Origin of the sequence: Murimonas intestini (assembly GCF_024622195.1) — a bacterium.
Classification (GTDB): Bacteria; Bacillota; Clostridia; order Lachnospirales; family Lachnospiraceae; genus Murimonas; species Murimonas intestini.
In genome coordinates this window covers 44,062-56,757 of sequence record NZ_JANKBI010000012.1, presented here as the reverse complement: position 1 = coordinate 56,757, position 12,696 = coordinate 44,062, and the positions used below count along the sequence as shown (strand labels likewise).

Sequence of the window (12,696 nt, the reverse complement as noted above, 5' to 3'; positions counted from 1 at the left end):
CTTTTACCCATAATAATTACACGTTGATCTCAGCCTTCATACCAAGCAGGTCTTTATTTTTATCAAGGACAGGCCCGATTGTCTTAGTGAGGAATGCCGTTACCTGAACCGGGGCCCTTCCCACATATTTAGACGGGTCCATAGTTTTCTGCAGATCTTCCAGGCTCATATTAAACGCCGGATCAGCAGCGATCAGTTCCAGAAGGTTATTTTCTTTTCCTTCTACTTTTACATTCCTGCCCGCTTCCATGGACAGCTCTCTGATCCTCTCGTGGAGTTCCTGCCTGTCACCGCCTGCTTTCACTGCATCCATCATGATATTTTCTGTAGCCATGAACGGAAGCTCTGAGCGGAGGCGTTTTTCGATAACCTTAGGATATACCACAAGACCATCCACTACATTCAGGCACAGATCCAGGATACCATCTATGGCCAGGAATCCTTCCGGAATGGAAAGTCGCTTATTTGCAGAATCATCCAGAGTCCTCTCGAACCACTGGGTAGCTGAAGTGATAGCAGGATTCAGCGCATCCACCATCACATATCTGGAAAGGGACGCGATCCTCTCACTTCTCATGGGATTTCTCTTATATGCCATTGCTGAAGAACCGATCTGCGTCTTCTCAAAGGGCTCCTCCACCTCCTTGAGGTGCTGCAGCAGACGGATATCATTTGAGAACTTGTGAGCGCTGGCTGCGATTCCCGCCAGTACATTGAGTACTCTTGTATCCAGCTTTCTGGAATATGTCTGTCCAGAAACAGGATAGCATTCCTCAAATCCCATCTTTTTGGCAATCATGGGATCGATTTTATCGATAGTCTCCTGATCGCCGTCAAAAAGCTCAAGGAAACTGGCCTGTGTGCCTGTTGTGCCTTTGGACCCCAGAAGCTTCATGCTGCCAAGAACATACTCCAGATCTTCAAAGTCCATTAAAAACTCCTGCATCCACAGAGTAGCTCTCTTTCCCACTGTGGTAGGCTGTGCCGGCTGGAAGTGGGTAAATGCAAGGGTTGGAAGCTCTTTGTACTCATCTGCAAATTTTGCCAGCTCAGCGATAACATTGATCAGCTTTCTCTTCACCAGCTTTAACGCTTCAGACATGACAATCACATCCGTATTGTCGCCAACGTAACAGGAGGTGGCGCCCAGATGGATGATCCCTTTTGCCTTGGGGCACTGTACACCGTAAGCGTAGACATGCGACATTACATCATGTCTTACTACCTTTTCTCTCTCTTTTGCCACATCGTAATTGATGTCTTCAGCATGAGCCTTCATCTCTTCGATCTGCTCGTCAGTAATATTCAGTCCCAGTTCTTTCTCAGTCTCAGCCAGTGCGATCCACAGCTTCCTCCATGTCCTGAATTTCTTGTCAGGTGAGAAGATATACTGCATCTCTTTGCTGGCATAGCGCTCCGATAACGGGCTTTGATATCTGTCTGTACTCATTTTTCGTTCTCCTTCGGAATAGTTTAATAGTTGTTATCAATTACTTTTCAAAATCGCCTCTTATATCATCCTCAGGCGGATCCAGCGGATAATTTCCAGTAAAGCAGCCTTTGCAGATGGGAAGGCCTCCCGTCAGCTGTTCCAGACGCTCTGTCTTAAGATACCCAAGTGAATCGGCCCCTATCATTTCCCTTATTTCCTCTATTGTACGGTTATAAGCGATGAGCTGCTCTCTTGCCGGTACATCTGTGCCAAAATAGCACGGCCACAAAAACGGCGGGGAGCTGACCCTCATATGGACCTCTTTCGCCCCTGCTTCCTTGAGCATGCTCACGATCCTGTCGCTGGTGGTGCCTCTCACGATGGAGTCGTCGATCATGATAATACGTTTTCCCTCCACCGCTTCTTTTAATACATTCAGCTTTACCCTAACGCTTGATTCTCTGCTGCTCTGCTTTGGCTTAATGAATGTCCTTCCTACATAGCCGTTTTTTACAAAGGCCGTGCCATATGGGATGCCAGACTCCAGTGAGTATCCAAGCGCCGCAGCATTTCCTGACTCAGGCACGCCCACCACAAGGTCCGCCTCCACAGGTGAATCCATCGCCAGGTATCTGCCTGCAAGTATTCTGGAATGGTACACGCTCCGGCCGTCGATCCTGCTGTCCGGCCTTGCAAAATATATATATTCAAAGATACAACGGGCTTCCTTCTCTGCCGGAAGACACATACTTGTATCAGACTTGATGCCGTCCTTTGTGATAGTGACGATCTCACCCGGCAGCACGTCCCGGACGAATTCCGCCCCGATGGTATCCAGGGCACATGTCTCAGATGTGATGATATATGCGTTATCCCTTTTACCGATACACAGTGGCTTGAAACCATAAGGATCCCTTGCTCCTATAAGCTTTCTGGGAGACATGACCACAAGAGAATATGCTCCCTCCACCTTCTTCATCGCATGAAGCACCGCTTCTTCCACAGTAGCCGTCTTCACTCTGGCCCTTGCTATGTGGTAAGCGATAACCTCCGAATCGATCGTTGTCTGGAATATGGCCCCGTCATAGGCCAGCTCCTCGCGCAGCCTGACAGCATTGATCAGGTTTCCGTTATGGGCGAGGGCAAGTGTTCCTTTAATATAATTTAAAACAAGAGGCTGAGCATTTTCCCTGCTGCTGGCCCCTGCTGTTGAATAGCGGACATGGCCCACGCCTATGTCCCCTTTCATATTATCAAAAGTATCTTCTGTAAAAACCTCATTTACAAGTCCCATCCCCTTATAGGACTGCACTACACCCTTGGGGCCTTTTGTATCGCTCACTGCTATCCCGCAGCTCTCCTGCCCCCTGTGCTGTAACGCAAACAATCCGTAATAGATCGTGGATGCTACATCATTGCCGTCAAAATCATATATGCCGAAGACACCGCATTCTTCCTTCAGCTTGTCTGATACCTCCATTTGCGCATGTAAATTGTTTTTCATCAGTTTACCTTTCTTTGAAATTACGACGAGATAAAAGACCGCCCGGAAGCTCATAAGAGCGTCCGGGCGGTCTGTGTAATTGATTACAGTCCGAGGCGTTTGAACACTTCGTTATAAGCTTCCTCTACATTTCCAAGATCCCTTCTGAAACGGTCCTTGTCAAGTTTCTCATGTGTAGTGGCATCCCACAGCCTGCATGTATCCGGTGATGTCTCATCAGCCAGAATGATCTGTCCGTGATAACGTCCGAATTCAATCTTGAAGTCTACTAATTCGATGTTCGCTTCCATAAAATAAGCCTTGAGGACTTCATTTACTTTGAAAGCATATTTTGTAATGATGTCAATCTCTTCTCTGGTAGCCAGGTCAAGAGCGATGGCAAAATAGTCATTGATGAGCGGATCGCCCAGATCGTCATTTTTGTAGCTGAACTCGATAGTCGGAGCTTTAAACTTAGTTCCTTCCGGCACGCCAAGTCTCTTGGAGAAGCTTCCTGCTGCCACATTTCTGATGATAACTTCCAGCGGAACGATCTCTACTTTCTTAACTGCTGTCTCCCTGTCGCTTAATTCCTCTACAAGATGAGTCGGAACGCCTTCCTTCTCTAAAAGCTGGAATACACGGTTGGTCATACGGTTGTTGATAACGCCCTTGCCAACGATGGTTCCTTTTTTAAGACCGTTGAATGCTGTAGCATCGTCTTTGTAATCTACGATCAAGATATCCGGGTCTTCTGTGGTAAATACCTTTTTTGCTTTTCCTTCATAGAGTAATTCCTTTTTTTCCATTTGACATCCACCTATCCTTTTTGTGTGTTTTCTGCATTCATGCGTTTCTTTCGTTCACGCAAAACATGCCAGGTCACCGCAGCCAGCCGCCGGATAAGCGGCTGAAAGGTTACTCTGACATGTGCTGACGAAAAAATTATATAACATTGTATACCATAAAGCAAGTTTTAACTTCTTCCTATTTTACACTTCGTGGAATTTACCAAAGAAATCCTTCATTCTGGGGTTTGTGGAGTTAAAAAGTACTTCCGGTTCCCCCTGCTCCACTATTACGCCATTCTCCATGAATACAACATGATTGGCCACATTCCTTGCAAAGTTCATTTCATGTGTCACTATGACCATAGTCATGTGTCTGGCGGCCAGATCTTTTATGACCTTCAGGATCTCCCCTGTCAGTTCAGGATCCAGTGCAGAGGTGGGCTCGTCAAAGAAAAGGACCTTGGGCTTCAGCGCCAGGGCCCTGGCAATAGATACTCTCTGCTGCTGCCCTCCTGAGAGCTGGTACGGATAGCAGTTCTCCTTATCTGAGAGGCCCATCTGGTCAAGAAGCTGCTTTGCCTCCTCATAGACTTCTTTTTTGTTCCTTTTCTGCACCCTCACCGGCGCGTCCATGATATTTTTCATCACTGAAAAATGCGGAAACAGATTAAAGTTCTGAAATACAAGCCCAAAGTTGGACCTTATCTTCCTCAGTTCATCAGCTCCCGCATATGTGACCTTCCCGTCATTGTCCGTGTACACGGCCTTTTCACCCAGATAAGACAGCTCACCGCCGTCCATGCTCTCCAGCAGTGTGGCGCATCTGAGCAGGGTAGATTTTCCTGACCCTGACGGGCCGATAACGGCAACTACCTCCCCCTGCCTGACGGTCAGGGAAATATCCTTGATCACTTCCAGATCGCCGAAGTTTTTCTTAACATTCTTCATCTCCAGATAATTCATTTCCCCGCCTCCTATCTGTAATAATTCAGCTTCTTCTCAATAAACTCCATAACAAACGCCACCAGGAAATTAAAAATATAATAGAAGACGCCTGCTATGACAAGAGGCACCATACTGGTGCTGGCCGCCGCCAGTCCCTTTGCCACATTGAACATTTCCATCTCGGAGATGGCAAATGCCAGTGAAGTATCCTTTACAAGAGTGATGACTTCGTTTGTGACAGACGGCAGTATCCTTTTGATGACCTGCGGCAGGATGATCACAAAAAAGCACTGTATCCTGGAATATCCCAGCAGCCTGGCAGCCTCATACTGGCCTGTAGGCATGGACTCTATGCCGCTTCTGTATATCTCCGCAAAATAAGCTGCATAATTAAGGGCAAATCCAATGATTACCGCGATAAATCTGTATGAGGTGGAGAGCTTCATCCCGAACAGATAAAACGGTCCAAAATAGACTACCATGAGCTGCAGCATGAGGGGTGTCCCCCTCATGACTGATATGTAAAACTTCGTGATATTCCTTAATACCCCATTCTTTGACATACGTCCGAAGGTCACCACAAGACCCAGCGGCAGTGAAAACAGAAGCGTCAGTCCGAATATTCCCACAGACTTTGCCATCCCTTCTGCTAACTTTGCCAGCATCACCACGATATCCATCTGCATCCTCCCAATGAGGACCCCCGGTTTACTTTCCGAGGATCGTCATGTCTTCTCCAAACCATTTTTTTGAAATCTCTGCCAAAGTGCCATCCGCTGCCATCTCATCCAGCTTCTCCTGCACTGCATCACGGAGCTCTTCATTTCCTTTTTTGAAGCCTATAGCGTACTCCTCCGCCGCTATGGATTCATCCAGAACATTAAAATCAGCACCGCGTTTTTCAATCTGATAATTTGCAACAACTGAGTCCATTGCCACAGCATCCACTGCCCCTGCTTCCAGCTCCATAAATGCTGTGTTGTAATCTGCCACAGGATTAAGTGAGCCAAAGCTTTCAGTCAGCTTAGACATACCTGCGAGAGCCCTCTGTGCGCTGGAATCCGTCTGTACGTCAACTACCTTGCCTGCCAGGTCTGCTTCAGATGCGATCCCTGAATCTGCCCTGACTACAAATACCTGGTCATTCTTCATGTAAGGCTCAGACCATGTGTACTCATCCTCCCTGTCAGTCATAGTAAATCCGTTCCAGATACAGTCAATATTTCCTGAGCTTAATTCTGCGTCCTTCATATCCCATGCGATCGGCTGGTATACTACCTCTGCCCCCAGCCTGTCAGCCACTTCAGCAGCCAGCTCCAGGTCAAAGCCTGTATATTCGCCGTCATCCCCTATAAAGCCCATAGGCGGGAAATCCTGGTCAAACCCCACTGTCAGCTTATCCACTTTAAAATCAGTTTTTGCGCCGGTCTCAGCCTTTGTTTCACTTTCAGCTATCACTTTATCAGCAATCTTTTTATCCGATTTTGTTTCTTCCTCAGTCCCGGCTTCTGTTTCCTCCCCGGTTTCAGCGGCTTCTGTCTTTTTCTCAGTCTCAGCGGCTTCTGTCTTTTTTTCAGTCTCAGCAGCCTCTGTCTTGGCTTCTTCTGTCACTGCCTCAGTTTTTGCCGGTGTCTCTCCTGCCTTCTCTGTCTCTTTGTCCTGTCCGCAGCCTGCCAGTACTGCTGCTGTCATTGCCGATGCCAGTAATACGCTCAATACTTTTTTCTTCATAATAAATGATCTCCTCCGTTTTAAATGTCCGTTATTTTATACGGCATTGCTTGATTACTCTACTCTGGTAAAACAGTAAACTCATACTAGCACAGAAAAAGAAAACTGTCAACAATTCCGGTATAGAATTGGTGACAGTCTGTAGCTGTATGTATCACGAACAAGTGCTTTTATGATACTCCTTTTTCAGGCTTTCCACGATCTCTTCCATTGGTATCTCAGAAAGCTCTCCGGCCCTGGCGCTTTCCTTCGCGCTTATGCTGATCTCCTTCACCCTGGCCTGGATCTTCTGCCTCAGCTCGTCAGGCACCTTCAGCTCCTTAAATTTCTCATCGCATCTTGCCGGCGGCAGGCAGATAACAAGACAGTTCAAATACCTTTTATAAGTCTCTTTTGATTTGACGATCCCATAGGACTGCCACAGGCAGTCTGCCGCTTCCTCGAACAGAAAGAGCTGTGCGTAGGCTGAAGCCATATTGTTGAGGACAGATGCATAGAACTGAATCCCCATATTCCCCGGATTCCTCTCCTGGAGGATCCTGGAATACTCGGAGATGGCATTAATATACATCTTGTATTCCAGCAGATAATCGGCTTTCAGCTTCCTTCTGATATCATCCGGCTGTATCTCGATCTGCACGATCTTCTCCTGCAGGTTTTTAAATTCCTGGTGGGACAGATAGCCGATCTCCTTAAAGATAGGCAGAATGAAGTTTCCTATGCTCTCTTCTCTCTCCAGCTGCTCGTACAGTCTCTTGTACAGCTTCTTTAACCCCAGCTCATCCCTGATCCAGTCACACAGCTTTTCATTTATAAGTGTCTTATCAATGAGATAAATATTTTCTTTCAGGTAATAGCACAGCTCCTCAATAGTGTAGATATTTGCGCTTATGCTTTCTATATAGTAAGGATTCTTAGCCTTTTTTACCTGACACAGGTAATAATTTCCCACAGCGTTTCTCCTTTCTATAGCTTTATCACCGTTTCCCACTTTTTCCCTGAGGAAGGCCAGAAGCTTCCCATTCCCAGATCCTCTATCTTCACCCGGCACTTATCCTTTCCTGAAAATTCCATCCTCATGTGGAGCCTGGTAGCCTTATCCGGCCTGTCCGGAAGTTCCGGGAACTCTATACTGTGCTGGTACTGCTCCCCTCCCCTGATGGATTTTGAATAAAATTCAAGGCTTTTCGTGCCGTCTATGAGAAATTCACATTCATGGTAGGCCTCATACCAGTTTACCCCCGCACCGATCAATGGGTAATATGTCTGCACGCCCTTGATGATCATATCCATCCCCAGGTTATACTCTATCATATCCTCTCCCTGGTACAGATAGCCTTCCATTGAAATAGCCTTTGCCTTTTGCATGGCGCTGTAACACGCCCCTTTTGTATACAGGTTTATCCCCTGGTATACATGGCGCCTGCGGCAAAGGAACTGGAGTGACTGCGCTGCCCATTTATCATTGAATTCCTCACCGATCAGATACGCCGATGAATAGGCATCCTTCCCAAACATCTTCTGTATCATCTCCAGGAACATACTGTCCCTTTTCTGGTTCCACACTTCCTCTTTTTTCCCCTGCTTCTTATCCAGCAGCAGAGATGCCTTCTTGGTGACTGTCACTACATACGGCTTCGTCTTCTTGCTGATATCCAGCTCATAGCCGTTTATCATATCACCTTCGTACTCAAAAAGGGCTACCTTATAAGTCCAGAGCTGCTTGCTCTGATTCAGCGCGAAATAATAAAAGCTCTCCCTGTAATCCTGCAGACTGACTTTGCTGCGCTCCACACCCAGCACCTCCAAAGCCTGAGGCACTGCATCCACCCACGGCCTGTCCATCTTCCGCATGGTGACTGTTACCCTCATCCTCTCCGGAGGCCCTGCAGCAGAAAGCATGTCGAAGCACTGCCTGAAAAAGTTGGAGAGTGCAACAACTCCCAGCTCAGCCTTGTCCTCCACAAGTTCAAATATATCCCTGGGGGTAGGTATCTGGTATTTCTCTTCTCCCTTCACCGTGCTGACCGTCATTGGTTCTGTGCTGGCGCGGTTATAAAATGCAATCTGAGAATATACCCTGCCCAGGTCAAATCCCACAATTATATCATTTAATTCGAAAATCATTGAAACCTCCATGTCCAGGCTTACATAGGCGGAAACAGTTCCTCCGCCAGAGCTTCCTGCTTCAGATACTGGAACAGCCTGTCTCTGGCTGCCTCCTCATTGCCTTCTTCCACAAACCGGCTCATCTGGTTGATCAGCTCATACCTGCTGCTTCCTGTCTTCGCCGCCTTATTGCTGCAGACTATCTCCTGCTCTTCTGTTATCTTTTCTTTCCCGTTCAGGTCCACAGTGAAGTAATAAACCAGCTTCTCTCCATAGAATAATGTAAATTCCTCGCTGAAGATGCCTTCAAACAGATTTCTCATGGCAACTGCCTGTTCCCTTGCCGGCTCCCTGCCCCCTTCTACCCTGTAATGGAGCACCACATGGGCTTCAGGGTTAGTGTGGTATTCTATAAAGGTCTTGTCAGAAAGCTGGTATGCCCGAAGCAGGGCCGGGTCAAACTTCTGATAGAAGGCAAACCTGATCTGCCTTGTGGCAAATTCCTCCAACAGCTTCTTTACATTCTCCCTCTGGCTTGTCAGCAGGGCACGCTGCTGGGAATAATACTTCAGGAGCGCCAGCTTGCACACTTCAGGAGTCTCCTTCCCCTTTTCAAAACCTCTCTGTACATACTGGAACACCTGGTACCTTACAGGAATTCCCCTTACAAAGTACTGGTAAGACTGGAATATAGCATATGCCCTGCAGACAGCTTTCTTGCCCAGCTTCCTTCTGTAGGACTCGAAAACCTCTTCTGTTCCCTTTCCCCCTGTCCGCATGAACAGCATAAATACAAGTATCTTTTCTTCCAGTGTAAAAGCATCCATCTCAAATCTTCTGGCCGCTCTCCACACCCATTTCATGCTGTCAACAGGCCCGTCATAATAATTGATCAGATAATCCAGGATCGTCTCATCATATTTTCCGCTTGAAAAGCAGTAAAAGCACAGATTCTCAAGCATGGCATCCCGCTCATATTCCAGCTGGAGAATCATTCTGCTGCATATCTTGACCATAGCTGCCAGATCTATATGCTCCGGGCCATAAACGGACACCAGTTCAAAGGCTTCCGCGCACATACCCTCATCCGCCAGTAGTTCTATCAGTTTCTTTTTATCAACCCGGACAAAGTCTTCGAAATCAATGCGGTGAAGATACTCATACAGGGATTCTTCGTGACGGTTCTCATAATAGAAATTCAATATTTCCTGGCGCAGCTGCTTCTTATAATCTTCCCTTACCTCACTGAACTCGAGCAGCCTCCTGAATTCCTCTGTATCCTGAACCTGGATCTGCCCTCTTTTCTCAGCACAGCTGCATTTATACAGTACCAGCCCCGGATTGTCCGGCACCAGCTCCTCACAGTATCCCAGGAAGGCTTCCTCATCCATCAGCCTTGTCAGGCGGTAAGGTACTGATGACGCATACCTGGCCCCCTCTTCATCTGCCAGAAACAGGACATAATCATCAGCATATATCTGTACGTAAGCTTTTCCGTTCACAACAGGCACAATCTGTTCCTGGTTCAGCTGGCTGTGTATGACAACAGCCTTCCTGATTCCCGGCACCTCACATGTAAGCTCATATGTAAACATTGTCTTGGCAAGTCCGTCGGCCAGCTTCTTATTCAGCAGCTGTTTTGTCAGGAATGTCCTGTATATAAGAGCCAGGTCTGGATTCACTCTCCCGGCTGCCAGCTGGTCTATCATGAACTTTTCCATGGCCGGCCGGTAGCTCTGATATGTCTGGCTGTCAAATTCCCTGTTCCTGATCACATTTGCATATACAAATGCCTTTTTCCTGTAACCCAGAGTATTATTATATGAAAAATACATGCGTATGATCTGAGGCAGCTGCTTTGTCACAAGGCTTCCCATGGATTCGATGTAATATTCATAGAGCCCTGTCAGCCTGATATCCTTTTCCACGCCCTTTTCATACCATTTAAAATATTCATTACCTGTCCTGTGGCCTTTTATGAGCAGTGAGCAGACAGCGCTCACCAGCTCCCTGGACGGATACAGCTCATAGCACTTTTCCAGTATCCCATACAGATCCTCTGAGAAGACCTTATAACGCATGGACACATCAGTCACCTGCATGGCGATGGTCTTAGTCATGGCTCCTTCCCTGCAGATGAATTTGAGCAGCTGGATATAGAAATCATCCAGCCTCTTCATCAGCATAGGCTCCTTGAGCAGCAGCTGATATGCCTCTATGTACATGATCGGGCTGCGGCAGCCATATATGAACTGCTGGCAGATAGCCCCGAGCTTGTCTGAAGGATGGTTTAAATACCTCTCCTGCAGATAGAACAGGATCCACTGGAGCACCCAGCTCTCTCTGTTCTGCAGAAACAGGCTCTCCACCTGCTCCTCAATATAGTCTACATACTTCAGGTCTTTATTATAAAATGTGGTCAGATACAGGTAATATCCCAGTATCTCCGGAGTATTCAGCTTTTCTTTATGGTCGTCCAGCCTGTCCAGAATAATGCAGGCCTCCTCTGACTTGTCCTCGGCAAACAGCATCTGGACATGAAGAAGTGTGATCATCGTGTTATCACCGCCGGCTCGCTGGTACGCCATGACTGCATCCTGTGTGTTTTCGATCCACGCGTTGATATCCATCTTGCGCATCCTGAAATCAATATAAGAACGCATCATAGCCGCCTGGGCCTTATGCTGCTTCCACACAGACTTGTCACGCGCCTGCCGGGACCTGGAAGCTGTAACAACAAACTCCAGCGTCTCATAGCATGTCTCTATCCTGACCCTGGCGAAATTCTTCCCCCCATGGAGTCTGCTCTCATCTATAATATAGGAGATATCATAAGAACTCCCCAAAAATTCATCTGTAGTCACCACAGGATGCTCAATTGTAAGAAACTCTGCATCAGACGTGATATCAATGCGCAGAAATCCCCAGCCATCCTTTGTGATCTGGACTTTTTCCTGAGTATTGGCAGTGACGGCATCAAAAACAGCTGTCCTCTTTTCAAGAGACAGGTGGATGGGATTCTTTCTTCCGCAGCCTATCAGGAACTCTTCCATACAGCTGTAGCTTACCGCCTGGTTTCTGATCCCTTCATATAGGGCCAGATGCTCCGGAGCGCATCTTTTTATCATTTTAGAGAATTCAGGGGACAGAAACAGCACATAAGCCTTCTGGAAATCCTGCATGGCCAGCTGGGTAAATTCCTCCATATCATGTATCTCGCTGGTGGAAGTCTTGATCACTGCCCTCTCTATCTCTATCCTGTATGGTATTTTATATTCTCCCAGGTTAGAGCAGATGGTGAATTCCCCTTCCAGGACATCCCCCTCCTGCATCCCCTTTGTATCAGCCTCATAGATTATTTTTGTCTCCACGCCAAAAAAGTCCGTAGGCTCATATGCCATGCGGGCGCTTGTGGAATAAATAAATCCCTTCATTTTCTTTTCTGCCGCGTTAGACAGCATAAAACTCCCTCTGAAGCTTTCACCCTTCTTCAGGACCAGCTCTATCTTTTCCTTAGGCAGAAGCATCTCAGGCGCTTCATATTCGTATATTCCATTTAACAGTTGTTCTATTCTTCTCTTCAAATTAGTCACCTGCGCTTATTTAATCTCGTCTCAGTATACCACTTTTTTGACATATTGTGCAACTGCCGGGCGATATTTGTCAAAAAAGCGGGGGCGGCGTGTTGCCGGGCACGGAGTGAACAGTAACGGGGCAGCATAAGCCGCCCCACCTATTTTAGCATCTTCTTCAATTCATCCATAAAAGTATTCACATCTTTGAACTCACGGTAAACAGAAGCAAATCTCACATATGCCACGGCATCCAGCCCTTTAAGCTTATCCATCACCATTTCTCCGATTACACTGCTCTCTATCTCCCGGTCCTCACTGTTAAAAAGCTCCACTTCTATTTCATCTATCAGCTGGTTGATGCGCTGTACAGGAATAGGCCTTTTGTAACATGCCCGAAGCACGCCGCTTTCTATTTTAGAACGGATATACTGTTCCCTGTTGCGGTCTTTTTTAATTACGATAAGCGGTATTGTCTCCACCTTTTCATATGTAGTAAACCGTTTTCCGCACTCGTCACACAGCCGGCGCCGCCTGATAGAGCTGTTATCATCTGCCGGCCTTGAATCTACTACCCTGGTATTATCCTGATTGCAATATGGGCACTTCATGACATGTCCTCCTGATCCTTCG

General features: G+C 47.1%; 10 protein-coding genes. All 10 read right to left on the bottom strand.

The features are described 5' to 3' along the window. Positions 1–16 precede the first annotated feature (16 nt). On the bottom strand, positions 17–1,450 hold the full coding sequence (purB, locus tag NSB28_RS16155) for an adenylosuccinate lyase (protein ID WP_109624942.1): 1,434 nt from the start codon (positions 1,448–1,450) through the stop codon (positions 17–19). 40 nt (positions 1,451–1,490) lie between these two features. Continuing rightward, on the bottom strand, positions 1,491–2,936 hold the full coding sequence (purF, locus tag NSB28_RS16150) for an amidophosphoribosyltransferase (protein ID WP_187374133.1): 1,446 nt from the start codon (positions 2,934–2,936) through the stop codon (positions 1,491–1,493). Positions 2,937–3,019: 83 nt separating this feature from the next. Then, positions 3,020–3,724 (bottom strand): phosphoribosylaminoimidazolesuccinocarboxamide synthase, encoded by a 705-nt coding sequence (purC, locus tag NSB28_RS16145; RefSeq protein ID WP_109624943.1) that lies wholly within the window; start codon positions 3,722–3,724, stop codon positions 3,020–3,022. A 183-nt stretch (positions 3,725–3,907) separates the two neighbouring features. Then, complete coding sequence (locus NSB28_RS16140) at positions 3,908–4,669, bottom strand: amino acid ABC transporter ATP-binding protein (protein ID WP_109624944.1); 762 nt, start codon at positions 4,667–4,669, stop codon at positions 3,908–3,910. A gap of 11 nt (positions 4,670–4,680) precedes the next feature. Next, complete coding sequence (locus NSB28_RS16135) at positions 4,681–5,331, bottom strand: amino acid ABC transporter permease (protein WP_109624945.1); 651 nt, start codon at positions 5,329–5,331, stop codon at positions 4,681–4,683. 28 nt (positions 5,332–5,359) lie between these two features. Further along, entirely contained in the window at positions 5,360–6,382 is a 1,023-nt protein-coding gene (locus NSB28_RS16130; RefSeq protein WP_109624946.1) for an amino acid ABC transporter substrate-binding protein, read from the bottom strand. Between the two features lie 154 nt (positions 6,383–6,536). Beyond that, positions 6,537–7,334: a hypothetical protein gene (locus NSB28_RS16125; protein ID WP_109624947.1), complete on the bottom strand. Its 798-nt coding sequence runs from the start codon at positions 7,332–7,334 to the stop codon at positions 6,537–6,539. A 14-nt stretch (positions 7,335–7,348) separates the two neighbouring features. Beyond that, the gene (locus NSB28_RS16120) at positions 7,349–8,509 is read right to left on the bottom strand and encodes a DUF5716 family protein (protein WP_109624948.1); all 1,161 of its coding nucleotides are present in this window, start codon (positions 8,507–8,509) and stop codon (positions 7,349–7,351) included. A 20-nt stretch (positions 8,510–8,529) separates the two neighbouring features. After that, on the bottom strand, positions 8,530–12,075 hold the full coding sequence (locus NSB28_RS16115) for a DUF5717 family protein (RefSeq protein ID WP_109624949.1): 3,546 nt from the start codon (positions 12,073–12,075) through the stop codon (positions 8,530–8,532). 149 nt (positions 12,076–12,224) lie between these two features. Then, the gene (gene nrdR, locus NSB28_RS16110) at positions 12,225–12,674 is read right to left on the bottom strand and encodes a transcriptional regulator NrdR (protein WP_109624950.1); all 450 of its coding nucleotides are present in this window, start codon (positions 12,672–12,674) and stop codon (positions 12,225–12,227) included. Positions 12,675–12,696 lie beyond the last annotated feature (22 nt).